Consider the following 20609-nt stretch of genomic DNA (forward strand, 5'->3'; position numbering starts at 1 on the left):
TCCGCGCTGGCCCTGGACATGGTCGTGGTGGCCGCGCTGGTCATGGCGATCTACCTGCCCCTGCAACGACGGAGCGCCCGTTGGCTGCGCTGACCCGCCGCGCCCGCGCCTGGCACGGCTTCGTGCTGGCCCTGGCCGGGCTCTACTTCGCCGTACCGCTGGTCGCGTCGTTCGTGTTCACCGTCGACGTGCCGGGGCAGGGCCTGACCGGGCAGGCGTACACGCGGATCCTCGGCGCGCCCGGCTTCCTCGACGGGCTCGGGCTGTCGCTGCTGCTGGCCGCCGCGACGATCGTGCTGGTGCTGGCGCTCGTGGTGCCCGCGCTGGTCGCGGTGCGGCTGCGACCCGGCCGGCTCGGCTCGGTCATCGAGGTGCTGTGCACCCTGCCGCTGGTCGTGCCGCCCATCGCGTTCGTCGCCGGGATCGGCTCCATCCTGCGGCTCGGCCCCGAACGGCTCTCCCACACGCCGCTGTACCAGACGTTCCTCGCCGTGCAGGACGAACGTTTCCCGCTCGCGCTCGTGCTGTCGTACACGGTGCTGGCACTGCCGTTCGTGTTCCGCTCCCTCGACTCGGGCCTGCGCGCCGTCGACGTGCCGACGCTGACCGAGGCCGCCCGCAGCTGCGGGGCGAGCTGGTGGCAGGTGCTCGTCCGGGTACTGCTGCCCAACCTGCGCAGCTCGCTGGCCGGGGCCGCGTTCCTGACCCTGGCGCTGGTGCTGGGCGAGTACACCATCGCCCGGATCCTGACCTTCGAGACGTTCCCGGTGTGGATCGTCAAGGTCAGCGGCAGCGAGGCGCGGCTGTCGGTCGCGGTGTCGCTGCTCAGCCTCCTGATCACCTGGTTGCTGCTGCTCGCCCTGTCGAGCGCGGGCACCCGGACCACCAAGAACGAGGAAAAACGATGACCATGTCGGCGACGAAGCCGGGTGCCGGCGTCGAGTTCCGCGCCCTGCGCCGCACCTTCGGCAGCACCGTCGCGCTGGACGGCCTCGACCTCACCATCGCACCGGGCGAGCTGCTCGCCCTGCTCGGCCCGTCCGGCTGCGGCAAGACCACCGCCCTGCGCATGGTCGCCGGGTTCGACCACCCCGACTCCGGGCAGGTGCTCGTCGACGGGGCCGACATCGTCGGGGTGCCCGCCAACAAGCGCGACGCGGGCATGGTGTTCCAGTCGTACAGCCTGTTCCCGAACCTCACCGCCCGCGACAACGTCGCGTTCGGGCCGCGCATCCGCAAGGTCGACGCGGCCACCCGCCGCGCCCGCGCCGACGAGCTGCTCGCGATGGTCGGCCTGCCCACCCAGGGCGACCGGTATCCGCACCAGCTCTCCGGCGGGCAGCAGCAGCGGGTGGCGCTCGCGCGGGCGCTGGCGCTGCAGCCCCGGGTGCTGCTGCTCGACGAGCCGCTGTCGGCGCTGGACGCGCAGGTGCGGCTCACCCTGCGGGAGGAGATCTCCCGGCTGCAGAAGAACCTCGGCATCACCACGATCTTCGTGACCCACGACCAGGAGGAGGCGCTGTCCATGGCCGACCGGGTCGCGGTGCTGCGCGACGGGCGGCTGGAGCAGTGCGCGACACCGGTCGAGCTCTACCACCACCCGGCGACCGCGTTCGTGGCCGAGTTCGTCGGCACGATGAACCGCGTGCCGGGACGGCTCACCGGCGAGGGCCGCGTCGAGGTGGCCGGACAGCGACTTCCGGTGCTGGGTGACGTCCCCGCCGAGAACACGGTCGACGTGCTGATCCGGCCCGAGGACGTTCGCGTCAGCGCGGACGCCGACGGGGCGGCCCGGGTGGTGACCGTGTCGTTCCTGGGGCCGACCACGCGGCTGTACGTGGAACTTCCGGACGGGGTCGGGGTCAAGGCCGACCTGGCGACCCGCCAGGCCGCGGGCCTAGGTCCCGGTGCCGCCGTCCGGGTGGAGCTGGCCGAGCACCCGGTGCGGGTGGCCGCGTCACGCTGACGTCGCGAGCGGGCACGGCAACGCTCTGGAGCGGCCGTTGCCGTGCCTCCCGGTGCCACCGCTTGTCGTCGGACCCGCACCGTAGTCTGCGTGGCCTCGGTCCGGTGGATTACTGGGAGTGGTGATGGGCGCGAAGACCGCGTTGCTGGCGTTCGCGGACGGGGACGTCCGTGCGGCCCTACGGGGCGCGGCACCTGCCGGGCAGGCGGAGGCGGAACGGGCGGTGCGCCGGATCCACCCCGGCCATCAGGTCGAATTCGACGACGAGACCACTCTCGACGCCACCTACCCCGCCGACGACGTCACCAACGTGACCGTACTGGCCGGTGCGGAGATCTTCTGCGACCGCCGGCTCGTCCTCGACCGGCCGTCGGAACTGCCCGAGCATGTGCTCGCCCTGGGTGCGGGCCGGCGGATCGTCATGCACGGCATGCACTCGGTCGTCGACTGGCTCTGCTTCGCGGTCTGGGAGGACGGCCGGCTGGTCCGGTCGCTGAGCCTGTCGCCGGACAGCGGCATCATGGAGAACATCGGCGAGCCGTACGCGTTCGAGCTGCCGTACTGGGCCGGCGAGCACCCGGTCGAACCCTGGCCGGGCGAGGACGACGAGCCCTACCCGCTGCCGTTCCACCCGCTTGAACTGGGCGAAGAGGCGCTGCGGGAGCTGTTCGGCTTCGTCCTCGAAGGGTACCCGGAACCGGACGACCTCGACGTGGAGTCCGTGCCCATGTTCGGTTTCCAGGTCACCGATCCCACCGGGGCCGAGCAGGCCGCCCGGGAGGCCATGTACGCACAGATCAGCGCGTCGATGGGGCCGCCGAGACTGTTCCGGATGGGATCGGACGGCCGGATGCACGAGGTCGGCCTCGACGAGCTCTGAGCACCCGACGTGCCGGTGGCCGCCATCGGGCTGCCACCGGCACGGTGCACAGATCAGGGCAGGGTGTACTTGACCTGGTAGGAGCCGCCGTCGCCGACGTAGTACGCCCAGCCGCCGATGCTGCTGCTGGCCGTGGCGACCATGTCGTCGTTGGACAGGTAGGTCGCGGTCGTGTTGCGCAGTGCGGCCCGCATCTCCGAGATCAGCGTGGTCGTTGGCTTCCAGAACGACAGCTGGTACTGGTTGTACATGTTGGTGCCGATGTCCTGGAGCTCAGCGGCGTTGAGGTCGTTGTCGTAGTCCTCCTCCACCATCAGCGAGATGAGCCGCCAGCTGCTGCTGCTCACACCGCTGACGATCGAGGCGTTCGGGCTGTAGGAGTCGCCGGTGGCGATCTCGGCGTCCCAGCCGCCGGGGCCCCACTTGCCGAAGGCCGTGGCGCCCGGGTTGGTCGTGCTGGCGGCGAAGACCAGGAAGTACGGGCTGTCGTCGCCGATCTCGTCGGTCTCCTCGTTGCAGATGACGGTCGCGACCTTCAGCGTGGTGGCGGCCTGCGCCGGAGTGCCGACGGCGAGACCCGCGGCGAGCGCGACGCCGGTCAGCGCGCCGAGCGCGCCGAGCCTGCGCAGGAGGGAGATGGTCTGCATGGGGGACTCCGTTCCGCCGCGGGCCGGGTGGACCTCGCGGCTGCTGTGCGGGGAACGGGCCGGTGGTCCCGGCCGCTGGGGGCAGCGAACGCGACCGGGGTTGTGACGGGGTTGTGTCCGGGTTGTCGTGCAGGTCAGCGGCCGGTCATTCGGTGTCGAGGTCGCGCAGGTTCGTCTTGGCCAGCTCGACGATCTCGGAGCCGCGCCCGGACAGGATGGTCCTGGTGGCGTACAGCGTGAAGCCCTTGATCTGGCCGAAGGTGAGCTTGGGCGGCAGGGACAGCTCCTGCCGCGCGGTGCGCACGTCGAGCAGCGCCGGGCCGGGATGCGCGAACGCGGCCCGCACGGCGTCCTCCAGGTCGCCCGCCTTGTCGACGCGGGCCCCGAACAGACCGGCGGCCTCGGCCATCGCGGCGAAGTCGGGGTTGTCCAGCTCGGTGGCGAAGGTGACGAAGCCCGCGGCCTTCATCTCCAGTTCCACGAACGACAGCGCACCGTTGTTGTACACCACCACCTTCACCGGCAGCCGTAGCTGGCGCAGCGTGATCAGCTCGCCGAGCAGCATCGCCAGCCCGCCGTCGCCGGACAGCGAGACGACCTGGCGGGCGGGGTGTTCGGCCTGCGCGCCGATGGCCTGCGGCAGCGCGTTGGCCATGGACCCGTGGTTGAACGAGCCGATGAGCCGGCGGCGGCCGTTCATGTGCAGGTAGCGGGCGGCCCAGATGCAGGGCGTGCCGACGTCGGCGGTGAAGATCGCGTCGTCGGCGGCGAGCCGGTCGATGACCGCGGTGACGTGCTGCGGGTGCAGCGGCGAGTCGTCGGCGGCGGACTCGGCGAGCCGGTCGAGCTTGGCGCGGGCCCGCCGGTAGTGGGCGGTCATCCGGTCCAGGTGCGCCGAGTCCGCCTTGGCCGTGAGCCTCGGCAGCAGGGCGTCGACCGTGTCGCGGACCGTGCCGACGAGCGGCACGTCGACGGGCACCCGGCGGCCGATCTGCTCCCCGCGCACGTCCACCTGCACCACCGGCACGCCCTCGGGATAGAACTGGCGGTAGGGGAAGTCCGTGCCGAGCATGAGCAGCGCGTCGCAGTGCTCCATCGCCCGGTAACCGGAGCTGAAGCCGATCAGCCCCGTCATGCCCACGTCGTACGGGTTGTCGTACTCGACGAACTCCTTGCCGCGGAACGCGTGCACGACCGGAGCCTGCAGCGCCCCGGCGACCGCGAGCAGCCGGTCGTGCGCTCCGGCGCAGCCCGCCCCGGCGAGGACGGTGACCCGCTCGGCGGTGTTCAGCACCGCCGCCGCCGCGTCGAGCGAAGCGTCGTCGGGTCGCACCAGCGGCGTCACGGGGCGGATCGCCAGCGGCTCGGCGTCGTCCGGCGCGTCGGCGAGGAACACCTCGCCGGGCACCACGACGACGGCGACCCCGCCGCGGGCCAGCGCGGTGCGCAGCGCGGTCGCCAGCACCTGCGGCAGCTGGCCGGGGACGCTGACCAGCTCGCGGTAGACGGAGCACTCGCGGAACAGCTCCTGCGGGTGCGTCTCCTGGAAGTAGCCGGAGCCGATCTCGTCGCGCGGGATCTGCGCGGCGATCGCCAGCACGGGGACGCGGCTGCGGTTCGCGTCGAACAGGCCGTTGATCAGGTGCAGGTTGCCCGGTCCGCAGCTGCCCGCGCAGACCGCCAGCTCGCCGGTCACGGCGGCCTCGCCCGCGGCGGCGAACGCGGCGGCCTCCTCGTGGCGTACGTGCTGCCAGGTGATCCCGCCGTCGCGGCGCAGCGCGTCGGTGAGCCCGTTGAGCGAGTCGCCGGGCACCCCGTACATGCGGCGCACCCCGGACGCCTGCAACGTCGCGACCATCAGGTCGGCCACCGTGCGTGCCATCGTCGCCCCCATCGCCGGCATGGACGTGGTATCGGTCCCGGTTGCGCAGGCCGACGGGGGCTCGCACCATTATCGCCCGCGATGGGCGCGGTGTGCTGCGGAAAGAGCGAGGTTCAGGCGAAGTACTCCGACATCAGCTGGTCCACCCACTCGGGCTGCCGGACGTCGCGCGGGACGAACTGGCGCATGACGGGTTTGAGGTCCAGGACCGGGGTGCCGTCGATCGCGTCGAGCCCGCGGACCCGCAGCTCGCGGCCGTCGACCGCGACGATCTCGGCCACGGTGCAGCCGATGCGGTTGGGCCGCCGCGGCCCGCGGTCGGCGAACACGCCGACCTCGGGCAGGTCGGCGCGGCCGCGCGGGCGCAGCGGACTGCCGTAGTCCTCGCGTTCGGCCAGGCGGTCGAAGAAGAAGAGGACCTCGACGTGCGAGAAGTCGGCCAGGCCGGTCAGGCCGGCGTCGCCGAATCGCGCGTCGACCACGATCGTGCTCTCCTCGCCACCCCAGTGGTCGGAGTTCTGCGGGTCGGTCCGTGCGTTGTGGACCGTGCCCACCGGGGTCATGTCGATCATCGTCTGCTCCCGAAGTGGTGATACTCGTCGCCGGGGTGCCGGTGCGCGCCCGAAATGCAGAACACCGCGATGATCGTGGGAGATTCCCGATAATCCGATCATTCCCAGGCAGCCGGCGGGCCGCAACCGGTCCGGACTACGGTTGCCAGTCGCGCCGGAGCAGGCCGTAGACCCACGAGTCGGAGACGTCGCCGTTGACGATGCAGTCTTCGCGCAACGTGCCCTCGCGTACGAAGCCGAGCTTCTCCAGCACCCGGGCGGATGCCACGTTGCGGGTGTCCGCCTCCGCCTGGACGCGGTTGAGGTCCAGCGTTTCGTACGCCCAGCCCAGCAGGGCGCGCCCGGCCTCCGTCGCGTACCCGTGGCCCCATGCCGCCTCGCCGAAGCAGTAGCCCAGCGACGCGCTGCGGTAGTCCGGATTCCACCGGTTCAGGGTGCACCAGCCGAGGAAGGCGCCGTCCGCGCCGCGCTCCACGGCCAGCCGTGCTCCGGTGCCCTCCTCGGCCAGCTGCCGGCAGACCGCGAGGAAGCGCGCGGCGCGCGCGGGTTCGGTCCACGGCGGCGAGTCCCAGTAGCGCAGCACGTGGGCGTTGCTGTGCAGCGCGAAGAGGTCGTCCGCGTCCGCGTCGTCGAAGGGACGCAGGCGCAGGCGGGCGGTGTGCAGGGTGGGGGTGGGCAGCGACATGCGGGTCATGTTCCTTCCGCGATCGGGGTCGATCAACCAGACATCTGATGCCCGCCGCTCGCAACGGGTTTTCCTGGCGCTCGACAACCGCGCGGGTGGGAATGTCTGTCTACTGTGGTCGGAGGTTCCCGGCGGAGATGCCGCCGGGACCATTACGAAACGGGGTAAACGTGTCCACCCTTCGGACCAAAGCATTCCGGGCGCTCGGTGTCGCCGGTGTCGCGCTCGCCACGACGCTGCTCGTGCACGAGGTCGCGCTCGCGGGCACCGCGCAGACGCCGGTCGGCCAGCTGACCAGCAGCCTGGAGGGCTGCAACGACCACGGTGGGGAGGTGCTGGTCGTGCTGACCGGCGGACAGCCCAACACGGTGTACAGCGCGAGCACCGCCCGTGGTTTCCACCACGACGACACCTTCACCACCGACGCGAGCGGCAACGGCCAGGGCTACTTCCACAACGCGTGGGCCGACGTCGACCCGCACTGGTCCGGCCAGGCTGTCATCACGGTCACCGGGAACGGTCAGACCGGCACCGTGACGGTGCAGATCGACTGCCTGGACCCGAAGGGCGAGTAGGCTCCGCCGCGCGGGTCCTGCCGGCCGCGCCGACGGAAGGAACGTCCGCTGACAGGGGCCGAGGCTGCCTGCCGGCGGACGTTTCGCGTCGGTCGCGATCGAGGCGCTGTACGCGGACAGCCCGGGGGCCGACGCGGCCAACGCCCTGCACGGGTAGGTGTCCCGGCTGCGGCGTGTGCTGCACGGCACCGGGGCCCTGCGGCGCGCCACGGAGAGGCGCTGGTCACGGTCGGCGGCGGCGAGGACGCGGGCCTGGCCCGCCTGAAGGCCCTGCGCGGACTGGGCTGGGTCGCCGCGTTCACCGGCCGCGCCGAGGAAGCCGCCCGGCACCACCGCGCCGCCCTCGGCGAAGCGGTCGGGCGGGGCAACTACCTGCTCGCCGCGGACGCGGTCGCCGGCCTCGCCGGTGCCGCCCTGCAGGCCGGGGACGGCGTACGGGCGGCACGGCTGCTCGGTGCGGCCCGCGCCGTGCACGGCGGGCGGCTGGCTCCGGGCTCGGACATGATGCGGGTGGCACGGGCGACGCTGGAGTTGATCGGCTCGGCGACGTACACGGACGCGGTCGCCGACGGCCAGGCGCTGAGCCGGGCGGAGGCGCTGGCGGTGGCCACGGGTTGACCTCGCCCCAAGGGCACGCCGCAGACTGGCCGGGTGGCACAGGATCATCTGCTGGCGGGGGAGTTCGGGGCGGCGGCGCGGCTGTCGCCGAAGGCGCTGCGCCTGTACGCCGAGCAGGGCCTGCTCCCGCCCGCGCGGGTGGACCCGGCCACCGGCTACCGCTACTACCGCCCTGACCAGCTGCCCCGCGCCCGCCTGATCGCCCGGCTCCGGCGGCTCGGGCTGCCGCTGGCCCGGATCGCCGTGCTGGCCGACCTGAGCCCGCAAGACCGGGCGCTGGAACTGCGCGGCTGGCTGCACGCCCAGCGCTGCCTGCTCGACGACCGGGCCGCCGTGGTGGAGGCCGTGCAGGGCTCATCCGACGGCTCGGGGCTCGCCGCGGCCGTGGCGCAGCGGGACGTGCCGGTGACGAAGGTGCTCGGCCGCCGTCGCCGGATCGACTCCACCGCGCTGCCCGGCTTCACCCAGTCGGCCGAGCGGGACGTCCGCGCCCAGCTCCGGGCCTGCGGGCTGGCCGCGGACGGTCCCCGGTTCGTGTTCTTCGAAGACCTGATCACCCCGGACAGCGACGGGTACGTGGAGGTCGCGGTCGCCTGCGACGGGTGCGTCGAACCGGTCGACGACCTGCACGTCCGTCTCGTGCCGGCGCACACGGCGGTGTACCTGCCCGTGCCGCCCGGCTACGAGGACCTGCCGCTGATCCTGCGCGTCTACGACGCGATCGAGGCCTGGACCGACGCCCGCCCCGGCGTCGTCTGCACCGGCCACCCCTACGAGATCTGTCCGGGCACCGGCACGCGCTTCGACGTCGCGTACCCGGTCGCCGTTCACTGAGCGAGAGGCTTCCCGTGCGTCACCTTCCCTACGTGGGCAGCGGCCCCTACTGCTACTCGAACTCGTTCGCGATGCTGCTCGGCGCGCAGGCGCCGTCGACCGCGGTCATCGAGGTCGCCACCGGCGGGCCGTTCGGCATGCAGCTCATCGGCGGCACGCTGGTGTTCTTCGACGCGTACGGGTGGGACCCCGAGCAGGGGTTCGACCGGGCGCTTGCCGCGATCGGCTGGACGTCGACCGTCAGCAAGGGCGGCGACGCCGATTCGGCCCTGGCCCGCCTCGCGGCCGCCGTGCGGCAGGGACCGGTGTGGGTCGGGCCGGTCGAGATGGGGCACCTGCGCCACCAGCCGGAGATGACGGGCCCGATCGGGGCCGATCACTTCGTGGTCGCGCTCGACGTGGACGACGAGCGGGTGCTCGTGCACGACCCGCACGGGTATCCGTACGCCGAGGTGCCGGTCGGCGACTTCATGACGGCGTGGCGGGCCGAGACGGTCAGCTACGGCGACGCGTACACGATGCGCACCGGCTTCGCGAAGGTCGCCGAGGTCAGCGACGCCGACGCGATCCGCTCGATCATTCCGGCCGCGCTCGACTGGCTGTCGATGCGCACCGAGGCCGAGATGCCGCCCGGCAGCCTCGGCAACGGCGCGGCCGCCGAACGGGTCGCCGGGCTGGTCGAGGCCGGGGCCGGGGACGGGCTACGCGAGCACCTGATGTACTTCGCGATCCGGGTCGGCGCGCGCCGGCTCAGCGACACCGCCGACTGCCTGCTGCTGGCCGGCTACGACGAGGCGTCCCGGATCGCCGCGGAGCAGGCCAGGCTGGTCGGCTCGCTGCAGTACCCGATGGTCACCAAGGATTTCCCGGCGGCAGCCGCCGCGCTGCGCAGGCTCGCTCCGACGTACGACCGGCTGCGCGCGGCGCTCGCTTAGCGCGGGTCGAACCCCGCGCTGGTGGGTCACGCGGTGAGTGCCTACATCTATTTTGATGTGCCCACATCGAAAAAGATGTAGGCACTCGGAGCGTTGCCCAGTCAGTCCGTGGTGGTGTCGGTGAGTGCCTGATCGAGGATCTCCAGGCCGAGAGCGAGTTCGTCCTGGGTCGCGGTCAGCGGCGGTGCGATGCGGAACGTGCCGCCCATGCCCCGTAACTGCACCACGTTCAGGTGCAGGCCGAGGTCCAGGCAGCGGCGGGTGACCTGCGCGCCGAGCGCGTCCGCGCCCTGCTTGGTGGCCCGGTCGACGACCAGTTCGAGGCCCTGCATCAGCCCTCGGCCGCGCACGTCGCCCACCACCTGGTGCCGCTGCTGGAGCTGCAGCAGCCCAGCACGCAGGAACGCGCCCAGCTCCCGCGCCCGCACGTCTAGCTGCTCCTGCTGCAGCACGTCGAGCACGCTGTTGCCGACCGCCGCGACCAGCGGGTCCGACACGTGCGTGGTGTAGAACAGGTAGCCGCGCTCGTGGGCCCGCTGCTCGATCTCCTCGCTGGTGATCACGGCGGCCAGGGGCAGCCCCGCGCCCAGCGTCTTGGACAGCGTGAGGATGTCGGGCACGATGCCGTCGCGCTGGAAGGCGTACCAGTCGCCGGTGCGGCACAGGCCGGTCTGCGCCTCGTCGACGATCAGCAGCATGCCGCGCTCCCTGCACTTGGCGGCCAGCGCCGCGAAGTAGCCCGGTGGCGGTTCGATGACGCCGCCGGAGCTGAGGATCGGCTCGACGATGCAGGCCGCGAGGCTGCCGGTCGACTGGGCGTCGATCATGGCGAAGCCGTGGTCGAGCTGCCGCCGCCAGTCGAGCTCGCCGTCGGCGGTGGTGAAGTCGGGACGGTACGGGTTGGGCGTCGGCAGCGCGAAGTTGCCGGGGGCGGTCGGCCCGTAGCCCTGGTGGCCTGCGCTGTACGTCGCGGCGGCCGCGGCGCCGGTCATGCCGTGCCAGGAGCGGGCGAACGCCACGATCTCGTGCTTGCCGGTGACGAGCTTGGCCATGCGGATGGCGGCCTCGTTCGACTCGGCGCCGGTCGTCAGCAGCAGCACCTTGTCCAGCGGAGCGGGCAGGGTCTCGGCGAGCCGGCGGGCCAGCTCTACGACCGGGCGCGACAGCATGCCGCTGAACAGGTGGTCGAGGGTCGCGATCTGCTGCTGCACCGTCGCCACGATCGCCGGATGGCAGTGGCCGAGGATGGCGCTCATCTGCCCCGAGGTGAAGTCGAGGATCCGGCGGCCGTCGGCGGTGTACACGTAGCTGCCCGCCGCCCGCTCGATGATCTCCGGCGTGAACGGGCCGCCGTAGCGCACCAGGTGACGATCCGCGTCGGACCAGAACTGCGCGGCGGTGGACTGCTCGCTCGTCAGCGTCATGCCCCTCACGATAGGGACCGCCGCTGTGCACGAAAAGCTCTGATGTCCGGCTAGCCTGTGCGTATTCCGTGCACAGGGAGCCGCGATGCGACTGAACACCACCCGCCTCGAAATGCTCAGCCTGCTGGACAGCCTCGGCACGGTGCGGGCCGTCGCAGCCGCGCTGCACCTCAGCCCGTCGGCGGTGTCGGCGCAGCTGGCGGTGCTGGAGGCGGAGACACACACCGACCTGCTGCAGCGGGTCGGCCGCCGCGTCCGGCTCACGGCCGCCGGGCGCACCCTGGCCAGGCACGCCCGCGTCATCCTCGACCAGGTGCGGGCGGCCGAGGCCGAGTTGCGCGACCTCTCCGGGCAGCCGGCGGGACCGGTGCGCCTGGCCGCGTTCTCCAGCGCCGTGCGCAAGCTGGTAATCCCGCTGGCTGCCCGGTTGCGGCAGGTCCACCCGCGCATCGAGCTGGAGGTCAGCGAGCTCGATCCGCAGGCCAGTCGGCCGGCCCTGCGGCGCGGCGACTGCGACATCATCGTGGCCGCCGATTTCGTCGACGGGTCCACGCCCCCGGACCCGGAAGTTCACACCATCCCACTGCTCGCCGACGCCATCGTGCTGGTGACTTCGCGGGGTCAGGCGGGGCCGGACGCACCGGTGGACCTGACCGACTTCGCCACGGCGGCGTGGTCGGTCGACCTGCCGGGAACGTACCTGTCCCGGCTGGTGTCGAGCAGCTGCCGCCAGGCGGGCTTCGAGCCGATCGTGGCCGGCCGGTTCAGCAGCTACGATCTGCTCCTCGCGCATGTCGAGGCGGGTCTGTCCGTGTCGCTGCTGCCCGAACTGGCGGTGGACGGCAGATACCGGGTGGCGGCCCGCCCGCTGCGCGAACCGCTGACCCGCCAGGTGTACGCGGCCGTGCGCAGCCCGTCGGCGCTGACCGCCGCCGGCCGGATCGTCCTGAACGAACTGCGCGACCTCGCGGCGGCGCGCACCCGCGCCTGAGGCCAACCCGTGATCGTCCAACTTGCCTGGCATTCGTGCGTATCTTGAAGCTCCATTTCCACAGGTGCCTGGCAAGTCGGGTGACCTTGGCGCGGTCGGCGACCGGGCTCACGTCCGGGGTGGGGGAGCCGGTTCCGGTGTGCCCGGCTGGTGGACGGGGATGCCGCGGGTGAGGAACAGCGCCGCGAGCGCGATCAGTGCGAGCAGGCCGAGCGCCGCGCGCAGGCCGTCGAGCCGGGACTGCTCGTTCTGCTCGATGGCGGCGGTCGCGGTGGCCTGGTCCACGCCGGCGTCGGACAGGGCCGCGGCCAGCTGTTCGTTCGACAGGAAGGGGACGCCCGCCGCCAGCTGCACCTGCGCCTGCGCGGACAGGTCCGCCGGGATGGCCGGGTTGGCCTGTATCCCGGTGAGGAAAGAGGTGGTGAGACCCGCGATGAGCACCGCGCCGGCCAGCGCGGTGCCGATGGACGCGCCCAGGTTGGTCACGGTGTTCTGCAGGCCGCCCACCTCGGCGCTGCGCTCGTCGGGGACCGCCGACACGGTGACGCTGCCCAGCTGGGAGGCCAGCGCGCCGATGCCGAGCCCGGCCAGCAGCAGCGGCAGCGTGACGATCTCCGGTCCGGCTTCGGCGTTCAGTGCGGCGGCGAGCGCGACGATCCCCGCGAACAGGGCCGCGAAGCCGAGCTGCACCACGCGGCGGGGGGACGCGTCGGGGAAGAACCTGGGCACGCCGACGGCGGCCAGCAGCAGCGTCAGGGACAGCGGGAGGATGCGCAGGCCGGTGTCGATCGCGGACAGACCGAGCGCGACGGACAGGTAGAGCGGCACGGTGAAGAACAGGCCCGCCTGCAGCAGGTACTGGAACAGGAACGAGTTGAGGCCGCCGCGCAGCAGCCGGTTGTCCAGGAGACCCGGGTCGAGCAGCACCGGTTGTCCGCGGCGCCGGCGGGCCCGTTCCCGGGACAGGAACCAGCGCAGCACCAGGCCACCGGCGATGACCAGCCAGAACACGGGCGACAGGCCGAGCCAGGCCGGTCCGCCGGGTTTGGGGTTGAGGAAGCCCCAGGTGCCGCCGCGTAGCACGCCGAAGACGACCAGCACCAGGCCGAGGCCCGACAGGGCGGTGCCGCCGAGGTCGAGGCGGGTGGCGCGGTCGGGCGGCAGGCCGCGCATCCGCCGGGTCAGCAGCAGGATGCCCAGGACCACGACCACCTCGCCGGCGAACACCCAGCGCCAGGAGGCGTACGTGGTCAGCAGTCCGCCGATCAGCGGACCGACCGCGACCGCGATCGCGCCGAACGCGGCGACCAGGCCGTATGCCCGGGGGCGTTCGCTGCGGCCGAAGTTCGTCGCGACCAGCGCCACGATGGCGGGCAGGATGAGCGCGGCCCCGATGCCTTCGAGCAACGACCAGCCGATGAGCAGCACGGTGAGGTCCGGTGCCAGCGCGGTGGTCAGCGAGCCCACGCCGTAGATGACGCAGCCGATCGCGAACGAGCGCTTGAAGCTGATGATCTGGCCGATCTTCCCACCCGTGATCATCAACGCGGCCATGACGAGGGTGTACATCGTGATCGCCGTCTGGATGCCGGTCACGGTGGTGCCCACGTCCTCGGCGACCGTCGCGATCGACACGTTCATGACCGAGCTGTCCAGCGTCATCAGGAACTGGCCGCAGGCCAGGGTGAACAGCACTGTTCCGGTCGCGACCTGGCGATCGCCTGATGTCGGGGCCATGGCCCGCTCCTCCGCGATCGGTCCCAGGCTGATTTGACAAGTTTTCATCCTATATGACCCTTGTCTGCGTCGGAGGGTGCGCGCCGCTCCAGGTGCGCCTCCGAAGGCCTCGGCCGTAATGCAACCGTGATCTGGTGTCCATTGACCTTGCCCCCCTCGCCGTCGAATTATGTGAGCGTTCACAAGCCCGTAATCTGCGAAAGTCGCCGGTTACCGAAAAAGTTTGTGAGCGCTCACAGCCTGCCGCCTGTCCTGGCGGCCGGTGGGCCGTTCCCGTCGGGAGAAGGAGCGACATGAAGATCGCAAGATTGGCCGCCGCCGCGTTGGGACTGGTCGTGGCCACGAGCCTCGCCGCCTGCGGTTCGAGCACCAAGACCGCCGACCAGGAGCAAGCCGGCGGCACGGAGGGCGCGCTGGTGGGCGTGACGATGCCGACCAAGTCCTCCGAGCGCTGGATCCACGACGGGGAGAACCTGAAGACCCAGCTGGAGGCGCTCGGCTACAAGGTCGACCTGCAGTACGCCGAGAACGACATCCCGACCCAGGTCAACCAGATCGAGAACCAGATCACCCGGGGCGCGAAGCTGCTGATCGTCGCCTCTATCGACGGCACGGCGATCACGACGCAGCTGCAGCAGGCCGCGGACAAGAAGATCCCGGTCATCGCGTACGACCGCCTGATCCGCAACTCGCCCAACGTCGACTACTACGCCACGTTCGACAACTACAAGGTCGGCGTGCAGCAGGCGACCTCGCTGCTGGTGGGCCTGGGCCTGAAGAAGGCCGACGGCTCGGACGGCACCGCGAAGGGCCCGTTCAACATCGAGCTGTTCGCCGGTTCGCCCGACGACAACAACGCGACGTTCTTCTTCAACGGCGCGATGGACACCCTCAAGCCCTTCATCGACAAGGGCACGCTGGTCGTCAAGAGCAAGGAGACCGAGTTCAAGACGGTCGCGATCCTGCGCTGGGACCCGGCGACCGCGCAGAAGCGCATGGAGGACCTGCTCACCAAGACCTACGCCAAGGGCGACAAGGTGCAGGGCGTGCTGTCGCCGTACGACGGCCTGTCCATCGGCATCCTGTCCGCGCTCAAGAGCAGCGGCTACGGCACCGCCAACCAGCCCTACCCGGTGGTGACCGGCCAGGACGCCGAGGTCGCCTCGGTCAAGTCGATCATCGCGGGCGAGCAGTACGCGACGATCTACAAGGACACCCGGGAGCTGGCGAAGGTCACCGTGAAGATGGCCGACGCGGTCCTCAAGGGCGGCAAGCCCGAGGTCAACAACACCAAGGACTACGACAACGGCATCAAGGTCGTCCCGTCGTACCTGCTCGAGCCGATCGTCGTCTACAAGGACAACTACAAGGCGACCCTGATCGACACCGGCTACTACACCGCGGACCAGCTCAAGTAGCACCGCCGCGCCCGTCCGGCCGGTCACCCCGGCCGGGCGGGCGTCCCGCCGAACCGGAGGAGGACGACCTTGACCGACGTGATCCTGCAGATGCGTCACATCACCAAGACGTTCCCGGGGGTCACCGCCCTCGACGACGTCAACCTCACGGTCCGCCGCGGGGAGATCCACGCGATCTGCGGCGAGAACGGCGCGGGCAAGTCCACCCTGATGAAGGTCCTGTCCGGGGTCCACCCGCACGGCGACTACAGCGGTGAGATCACCCTCGACGGCCAGCCCTGCCGGTTCGCCAACATCCGCGACAGCGAACGCCTCGGCATCGTGATCATCCACCAGGAGCTGGCGCTGTGCCCGAACCTGTCGATCGCGGAGAACATCTTCCTCGGCAACGAGCGGGCTCCCGGCGGCGTCGTGAACTGGAACCGCACCCACGCCGAGGCCGCCGAACTGCTGCACCGGGTGGGCCTGCACGAGAACCCGGCCACGCTCGCGATGGACCTCGGCGTCGGCAAGCAGCAGCTGACCGAGATCGCCAAGGCGCTGTCCAAGCGGGTGCGCCTGCTCATCCTCGACGAGCCGACCGCCGCGCTCAACGACGAGGACTCCGCGCACCTGCTCGACCTGCTGCGCGGCCTGCGCGACCAGGGCATCACCTGCGTGATCATCTCGCACAAGCTCAACGAGATCCGGGAGATCGCCGACACCACCACCATCCTGCGCGACGGCCGGACCATCGAGACCCTCGACATGTCCGCCGGTGTCACCGAGGACCGCATCATCGCCGGCATGGTCGGCCGCGACCTGGAGCACCGGTTCCCCGACCACGAGCCGAACATCGGCGACGAGGTGCTGCGCATCGAGGACTGGACCGTGCACAGTCCCACCCAGCACGGGCGGGTCGTGGTCCAGGGCGCGAACCTCAACCTGCGCCGCGGCGAGATCGTCGGCCTGGCCGGGCTGATGGGCGCGGGCCGCACCGAGCTGGCGATGAGCGTCTTCGGCCGCAGCTACGGCATCGGCATCTCGGGCCGGATCTTCAAGGACGGCCGCGAGATCCGCCTGAAGACCGTCGGCGACGCGATCCGCCACGGCATCGCGTACGCCACGGAGGACCGCAAACGCTACGGCCTCAACCTGATCGAGGACATCAAGCGCAACGTCTCCGCGGCCGCCCTGAACAAGCTCGCCACCCGCGGCTGGATCCACGACAACGAGGAGTACCGCGTCGCCGACGGCTTCCGGGCCGGCATGAACATCAAGGCCCCGAACGTCGCGGCCGTCACCGGCAAGCTCAGCGGCGGCAACCAGCAGAAGGTCGTCCTGTCGAAGTGGCTGTTCACCGACGCCGACGTCCTCATCCTCGACGAGCCCACCCGCGGCATCGACGTCGGCGCCAAGTACGAGATCTACTCGATCATCAATCACATGGCCGACCAGGGCAAAGCCGTACTGGTCATCTCCTCCGAACTGCCTGAGCTGATCGGCGTCTGCGACCGCATCTACGCGATGTCGGCCGGACGGATCACCGGCCAGGTCACCCGCGAGCAGGCCACCCCCGAGCGGCTCATGCAGTTCATGACCAAGGTGAAGGAGCAGTAGGACCATGACCAGTGTCGGCCCCACGACCGGCCCGGCCACCGCAGTGCCGGCGACCGCGAGCGAACTCGCGGTGACCAAGGCACCGGACCGATTCGGCGGTCGGCTCTTCTCGGCCAACCTGCGCCAGAACGGCATCTACATCGCGTTCGCGCTGATCATCGCCCTGTTCGCGTACCTCACCGACGGAGACCTGCTCGCCCCGCAGAACATCTCCAACCTGGTGGTGCAGAACTCCTACATCCTGATCCTCGCCATCGGCATGATCCTGATCATCATCGCCGGGCACATCGACCTGTCCGCCGGCTCGGTCGTCGCCGTCACCGGCGCGATCTCCGCCGTACTCATGGTCAACAACGATGTGCCGTGGCCGCTGGCCATCCTGATCACCCTGATCTGCGGCGGCCTCATCGGCGCGTGGCAGGGCTACTGGGTCGCCTACTTCGGCATCCCCGCGTTCATCGTGACGCTGGCCGGCATGCTGCTGTTCCGGGCGCTCACCCTCGCGGTGCTCGGCAACCAGGGCATCGGCCCGTTCCCGGACGAGGTCCGCACCATCGCCAACGGCTTCATGCCGACCACCCTGGGCAACATCGGCCTCGGCCCGCTGGGCGGCGCGGACCTGCTCACCCTGCTGATCGGCGTCGCCTTCGTCGCCGGCATCGTCGTCACCCAGTGGCGCAGCCGCGCCGGACGCGCCCGCTACGGCCAGGTCGTCGAGCCGACCGCGCTGTTCGTCACCAAGATCGCCATCGCCGCCGTCGTCGTGATGACCGTCATCGTGCAGCTGGCCAGGTTCAAGAACCTGCCCTGGGTGCTCGTGCTGCTGGCCGCGCTGGTCCTGGCGTACTCGCTGCTCACCGACCGGGTCGTGTTCGGCCGCCACATCTACGCCATCGGCGGCAACCTCAACGCCGCCACCCTGTCCGGCATCAAGGTCAAGTCCGTCACGTTCTGGCTGTTCGTCAACATGGGCGTGCTCGCCTCGATCGCGGGCATCGTCTTCGCCGGGCGGCTCAACCAGGCCGGCCCGACCGCGGGCAACGGCTTCGAACTCGACGCCATCGCGGCCGCGTTCATCGGCGGCGCGGCCGTGCAGGGCGGCGTCGGCCGGGTCGTCGGCGCGATCACCGGTGGGCTCATCATGGGCGTCATCAACAACGGCATGTCCCTGATCGGCGCGCCGAGCGAGCGGGTCATGCTGTTCAAGGGCCTGGTGCTGCTGGCCGCCGTCGCGTTCGACGTCTTCGCCAAGCGCCGCGCCGGAACCGCACGCTGACGGGGGAGGTCGGGGCCGCTGCCGTGCGGCGGCCCCGACCACGTGTCAGCTGCTGAGGCGCTGGATGAAGGCGACGCTGCCGTCGAAGATGCGCGGCGCGTCGTGGTCCAGCGTCGCCACGTGGTAGCTGTCCTGCAGGACGATCTCCTGCACATCCGTCGACGTGATGTGCTTCAGCACGATCTCGCTGTTGACCGGCTCCACGACGTGGTCGTTGGCGGAGTGGTACAGCAGCACCGGCTGAGCGACCTTGGCCAGGTCCTGACGGACCACCGCCTGGAAGCGGCGCAGCGACGCGGCGGCCCGCACCGGCGTACGCGGGTAGGCACCCTCGTCGACGCCGGGCTTGGCGATGTCGTTGCCGATCGCGGGCACCGACGGGACGAGCATGCCCAGCACGGGCAGCAGCTTCGCGTCCCAGCGCAGCATCGTCACGGCCGGGTTCACCAGCACGATGCCGGCCAGGTCGGGGTGCTGCTGGGCCAGGCGCAGGGCGAGCGTGCCGCCCATCGACAGGCCGACGGCGTACACCGAGGTGCAGTGCCCGCGCAGCTCGGTGACCGCGCGCTCGACCTCGGTGTACCAGTCCTGCCAGGTGGTGCGGTTCGCGTCGCGCCAGCTCGTGCCGTGGCCCGGCAGCAGCGGCAGCCGCACCGACCAGCCCTGCGCGGCCAGGTGCCGGGCCCAGGGCCGCATGCTGTGCGGCGAGCCGGTGAAGCCGTGGCAGACCACGACCCCGATGCCGCTGTCGCCGTCATGGTGCAGGGGAGCGTGGTCGATGGCGTTGTCCATGGGTGCTCCAGCGGCGGGGTGAACGGGGTGTGGGACGGGTGCCGCCATACTGCCATGTCCCGGTGCGGGTGGGCAGGGTGCGAGCGGGCGAATGCACATCGGTGGGCCAGGTCGTCGGTGAAACCGGCGATCGGTGCGGGTGGGGCAGGGCGAGAAAGCGGGACGATGGAACGTGCGGGGCGCGAGTCACACCGAGGTCGTTCGACTTGCCAGAAACCTGGTGGATTCGGGGCTCAAGATACGCACAGGTGCTGGGCAAGTCGGATGATCGAGGGCTTGGCGTGGAGGATGCGGGTGACCCGGAACTCAGCTGAACCGGCAAACTGCGCGGCGGCGTGGTCGAGTCCTCTCAGCGCAACACCTGGCCCGGGAACTCGGCACACCCGGTCGAGCCCACAGAGTGGATCCTGAAGCCGGAGGGCGGAATCGAAGCTTCTACGCATGCGTAGGACCAGAAGAGTGCGAACCGCATGCCATATCGCCGGTCGAGAGCGAAGGTGGCGGTATGAGTGATGCCACTGCGTGAGTTCTCGAACGTCTTTCGGGGATGCCGGATGCAGTCCCAGTCATCCGCCTCCAGCCAGGTGCCGTCCTCGAATTCGATCCGTGGGATGGTTCCTGTCTGCAGGTAAGGCCCTAACGGGCCGGGCCTCAGCTCGGAGTGCACGGGCTTCGGGCAGCTCACCGACTCGCCGGGAGGGTAGAAGACGGAGAACACGATCGTCGTGCTACGTACCTCGACCCTTCGCAGTCGCATGTGGCCGTCGGGGGTCATGTGAACGTCGCCCGTCGTGACTGCGGGGCTCGGCTGCACGGCCGCCTCGATGCGCCGATCCGCCTCCCACTGAGCCACCTTCATGAACACTGTGAGGACCGCGATCATTCCGCAAAAGCAACACATGAGAAGTATTGCGGCGATCAGCTTTAGCGCCCGGAAATCCATGGATGCCGTTGTCCAATGTCGAGCTGAGCTGAGCTGAGCTGAGTCAATCCTCGTCCCCTTCGTCTTCCGGGACCATCAGCCAATCGCCCGGTAGCCTGTCCCGCACGGCTTGCACCGCCGCCGGGGTCCGGCCGTGGACCCACAGCCACGTGCCGCTGTCCTCGCGCAGCAGCACGTCGGGACCGGCGAACCAGCGCACGGGCGACTGATCCGGAGCGGCCCAGAGCGGGAGATCCGGCAGCGGCAGGCGTACGAACATCGCCCTCAGTGCCACCCGGGCGGCATCGTCGAGGTCAGCCCGGTTGTCGACGGTCTCCTCGTCAGCCGAGAACATCGCCTCCGACAGCACCATCTCGACCAGGGCGATCGACAGCCGATCGGCGTACGGCATCCAGCGGCCGCCGGTGCTCATCAGGACCGGCGGGTCGTCGTGGGCGTCGGACTCGGGCGACACGCCCCACGACGCGCAGTGCTGGTTCTCGACGCGGAACACGAGGACACCCTCGGCATCGCACCGAAGCTGGCCGGGTGTCAGCAGGCGGTCCTGTGCGGCAGTCAGGTCCCTGCGTCGCCCGAACAGCAGGTACGCCTCACGCAGCGCAGCCGGTAGCGCGATGCCGAGCCGTTCCTCGGCGGCCCGCAACCGGTCGGCGTCGACACCGTCGCCCTCGACCACGGGGCGGCCGTACGCCGCAGCCTGCGCGTGGACGAACTCCCACCCCCGGCGGCAGTCGCGGTCCTCGCCGCACAGCGCCTGAAGCGCGTCGAGACCGTCCAACATGCCGCCAACCCTACTGACTGACGCATTGTGCGGCTTGACTTCGAGTGTGCTCCA

19 protein-coding genes are annotated in these 20609 nt (G+C 70.7%); 10 read left to right on the forward strand and 9 right to left on the reverse strand.

The features are described from left to right. Positions 1-80: 80 nt before the first annotated feature. The 3 genes from Cco03nite_RS31225 to Cco03nite_RS31235 all read left to right on the forward strand — a co-directional run bounded on the left by Cco03nite_RS31225 (position 81) and on the right by Cco03nite_RS31235 (position 2846). Positions 81-908 carry an ABC transporter permease gene (locus Cco03nite_RS31225; protein WP_239167807.1) on the forward strand — a complete coding sequence of 276 codons (828 nt, stop codon included), beginning with the start codon at positions 81-83 and terminating at the stop codon, positions 906-908. Continuing rightward, a complete protein-coding gene (locus Cco03nite_RS31230) occupies positions 905-1966 on the forward strand; it encodes an ABC transporter ATP-binding protein (protein ID WP_239167808.1) in 1062 nt (353 codons plus the stop codon). The genes Cco03nite_RS31225 and Cco03nite_RS31230 overlap by 4 nt, the downstream gene beginning before the upstream one ends. A gap of 124 nt (positions 1967-2090) precedes the next feature. After that, on the forward strand, positions 2091-2846 hold the full coding sequence (locus Cco03nite_RS31235; protein ID WP_203696747.1) for a DUF6928 family protein: 756 nt from the start codon (positions 2091-2093) through the stop codon (positions 2844-2846). Positions 2847-2899: 53 nt separating this feature from the next. Here Cco03nite_RS31235 and Cco03nite_RS31240 read toward each other — a convergent pair whose 3' ends face one another. The 4 genes from Cco03nite_RS31240 to Cco03nite_RS31255 form a co-directional block, all read right to left on the reverse strand. Next, positions 2900-3493, reverse strand: coding sequence for a hypothetical protein (locus tag Cco03nite_RS31240; RefSeq protein WP_203696749.1), 594 nt, complete (start codon positions 3491-3493; stop codon positions 2900-2902). Positions 3494-3638: 145 nt separating this feature from the next. Next, on the reverse strand, positions 3639-5375 hold the full coding sequence (gene poxB / locus Cco03nite_RS31245) for a ubiquinone-dependent pyruvate dehydrogenase (protein WP_239167809.1): 1737 nt from the start codon (positions 5373-5375) through the stop codon (positions 3639-3641). A 113-nt stretch (positions 5376-5488) separates the two neighbouring features. Further along, on the reverse strand, positions 5489-5947 hold the full coding sequence (locus Cco03nite_RS31250; RefSeq protein WP_203696751.1) for an SAM-dependent methyltransferase: 459 nt from the start codon (positions 5945-5947) through the stop codon (positions 5489-5491). A gap of 136 nt (positions 5948-6083) precedes the next feature. Then, complete coding sequence (locus Cco03nite_RS31255) at positions 6084-6641, reverse strand: GNAT family N-acetyltransferase (protein WP_239167810.1); 558 nt, start codon at positions 6639-6641, stop codon at positions 6084-6086. A gap of 161 nt (positions 6642-6802) precedes the next feature. On the opposite strand from Cco03nite_RS31255, the gene Cco03nite_RS31260 reads away from it, so the two are divergent. The 3 genes from Cco03nite_RS31260 to Cco03nite_RS31270 all read left to right on the forward strand — a co-directional run bounded on the left by Cco03nite_RS31260 (position 6803) and on the right by Cco03nite_RS31270 (position 9594). Next, positions 6803-7207: a hypothetical protein gene (locus Cco03nite_RS31260; RefSeq protein WP_203696753.1), complete on the forward strand. Its 405-nt coding sequence runs from the start codon at positions 6803-6805 to the stop codon at positions 7205-7207. A 651-nt stretch (positions 7208-7858) separates the two neighbouring features. Further along, positions 7859-8659, forward strand: coding sequence for a MerR family transcriptional regulator (locus tag Cco03nite_RS31265; RefSeq protein WP_239167811.1), 801 nt, complete (start codon positions 7859-7861; stop codon positions 8657-8659). A gap of 32 nt (positions 8660-8691) precedes the next feature. Beyond that, entirely contained in the window at positions 8692-9594 is a 903-nt protein-coding gene (locus Cco03nite_RS31270; protein ID WP_239167812.1) for a YobF C-terminal domain-containing protein, read from the forward strand. Positions 9595-9695: 101 nt separating this feature from the next. On the opposite strand, the gene Cco03nite_RS31275 is transcribed toward Cco03nite_RS31270, so the two are convergent. Continuing rightward, positions 9696-11018, reverse strand: coding sequence for an aspartate aminotransferase family protein (locus Cco03nite_RS31275; protein WP_203696755.1), 1323 nt, complete (start codon positions 11016-11018; stop codon positions 9696-9698). An 85-nt stretch (positions 11019-11103) separates the two neighbouring features. Between Cco03nite_RS31275 and Cco03nite_RS31280 the strand changes: the two genes are divergently transcribed. Then, positions 11104-12009, forward strand: coding sequence for a LysR family transcriptional regulator (locus tag Cco03nite_RS31280; RefSeq protein WP_203696757.1), 906 nt, complete (start codon positions 11104-11106; stop codon positions 12007-12009). Between the two features lie 108 nt (positions 12010-12117). Here the strand turns inward: Cco03nite_RS31280 and Cco03nite_RS31285 are convergent, their stop codons facing one another. After that, positions 12118-13746: an MFS transporter gene (locus tag Cco03nite_RS31285; protein ID WP_203696759.1), complete on the reverse strand. Its 1629-nt coding sequence runs from the start codon at positions 13744-13746 to the stop codon at positions 12118-12120. Positions 13747-14039: 293 nt separating this feature from the next. On the opposite strand from Cco03nite_RS31285, the gene chvE reads away from it, so the two are divergent. The 3 genes from chvE to mmsB all read left to right on the forward strand — a co-directional run bounded on the left by chvE (position 14040) and on the right by mmsB (position 18039). Continuing rightward, the gene (chvE, locus tag Cco03nite_RS31290) at positions 14040-15164 is read left to right on the forward strand and encodes a multiple monosaccharide ABC transporter substrate-binding protein (protein ID WP_203696761.1); all 1125 of its coding nucleotides are present in this window, start codon (positions 14040-14042) and stop codon (positions 15162-15164) included. Positions 15165-15233: 69 nt separating this feature from the next. Continuing rightward, on the forward strand, positions 15234-16763 hold the full coding sequence (gene mmsA, locus Cco03nite_RS31295; RefSeq protein WP_203696769.1) for a multiple monosaccharide ABC transporter ATP-binding protein: 1530 nt from the start codon (positions 15234-15236) through the stop codon (positions 16761-16763). 4 nt (positions 16764-16767) lie between these two features. Continuing rightward, a complete protein-coding gene (mmsB, locus tag Cco03nite_RS31300; protein ID WP_203696771.1) occupies positions 16768-18039 on the forward strand; it encodes a multiple monosaccharide ABC transporter permease in 1272 nt (423 codons plus the stop codon). A 45-nt stretch (positions 18040-18084) separates the two neighbouring features. Here mmsB and Cco03nite_RS31305 read toward each other — a convergent pair whose 3' ends face one another. From Cco03nite_RS31305 to Cco03nite_RS31315, 3 genes are all read right to left on the reverse strand, one after another. Then, on the reverse strand, positions 18085-18831 hold the full coding sequence (locus Cco03nite_RS31305) for an alpha/beta hydrolase (protein WP_239167813.1): 747 nt from the start codon (positions 18829-18831) through the stop codon (positions 18085-18087). 349 nt (positions 18832-19180) lie between these two features. Beyond that, positions 19181-19714, reverse strand: coding sequence for a hypothetical protein (locus Cco03nite_RS31310; protein WP_203696773.1), 534 nt, complete (start codon positions 19712-19714; stop codon positions 19181-19183). Positions 19715-19817: 103 nt separating this feature from the next. Then, positions 19818-20555: an SMI1/KNR4 family protein gene (locus tag Cco03nite_RS31315; protein WP_203696775.1), complete on the reverse strand. Its 738-nt coding sequence runs from the start codon at positions 20553-20555 to the stop codon at positions 19818-19820. Between the last annotated feature and the right edge of the window lie 54 nt (positions 20556-20609).

The organism is Catellatospora coxensis (genome assembly GCF_016862635.1).
Taxonomy (GTDB): domain Bacteria; phylum Actinomycetota; class Actinomycetes; order Mycobacteriales; family Micromonosporaceae; genus Catellatospora; species Catellatospora coxensis.

Bases quoted from the DNA above. Each gene is read 5' to 3' on its own strand.
- Cco03nite_RS31230 (WP_239167808.1), top strand. From the start codon at position 905: ATGACCATGTCGGCGACGAAGCCGGGTGCCGGCGTCGAGTTCCGCGCC.
- Cco03nite_RS31250 (WP_203696751.1), bottom strand. From the start codon at position 5,947: ATGATCGACATGACCCCGGTGGGCACGGTCCACAACGCACGGACCGAC.
- Cco03nite_RS31305 (WP_239167813.1), bottom strand. From the start codon at position 18,831: ATGGACAACGCCATCGACCACGCTCCCCTGCACCATGACGGCGACAGC.
- Cco03nite_RS31310 (WP_203696773.1), bottom strand. From the start codon at position 19,714: ATGATCGCGGTCCTCACAGTGTTCATGAAGGTGGCTCAGTGGGAGGCG.
- poxB (WP_239167809.1), bottom strand. From the start codon at position 5,375: ATGGCACGCACGGTGGCCGACCTGATGGTCGCGACGTTGCAGGCGTCC.
- chvE (WP_203696761.1), top strand. From the start codon at position 14,040: ATGAAGATCGCAAGATTGGCCGCCGCCGCGTTGGGACTGGTCGTGGCC.
- Cco03nite_RS31255 (WP_239167810.1), bottom strand. From the start codon at position 6,641: ATGACCCGCATGTCGCTGCCCACCCCCACCCTGCACACCGCCCGCCTG.
- Cco03nite_RS31235 (WP_203696747.1), top strand. From the start codon at position 2,091: ATGGGCGCGAAGACCGCGTTGCTGGCGTTCGCGGACGGGGACGTCCGT.
- Cco03nite_RS31275 (WP_203696755.1), bottom strand. From the start codon at position 11,018: ATGACGCTGACGAGCGAGCAGTCCACCGCCGCGCAGTTCTGGTCCGAC.
- Cco03nite_RS31240 (WP_203696749.1), bottom strand. From the start codon at position 3,493: ATGCAGACCATCTCCCTCCTGCGCAGGCTCGGCGCGCTCGGCGCGCTG.
- Cco03nite_RS31285 (WP_203696759.1), bottom strand. From the start codon at position 13,746: ATGGCCCCGACATCAGGCGATCGCCAGGTCGCGACCGGAACAGTGCTG.
- Cco03nite_RS31280 (WP_203696757.1), top strand. From the start codon at position 11,104: ATGCGACTGAACACCACCCGCCTCGAAATGCTCAGCCTGCTGGACAGC.
- Cco03nite_RS31315 (WP_203696775.1), bottom strand. From the start codon at position 20,555: ATGTTGGACGGTCTCGACGCGCTTCAGGCGCTGTGCGGCGAGGACCGC.
- mmsB (WP_203696771.1), top strand. From the start codon at position 16,768: ATGACCAGTGTCGGCCCCACGACCGGCCCGGCCACCGCAGTGCCGGCG.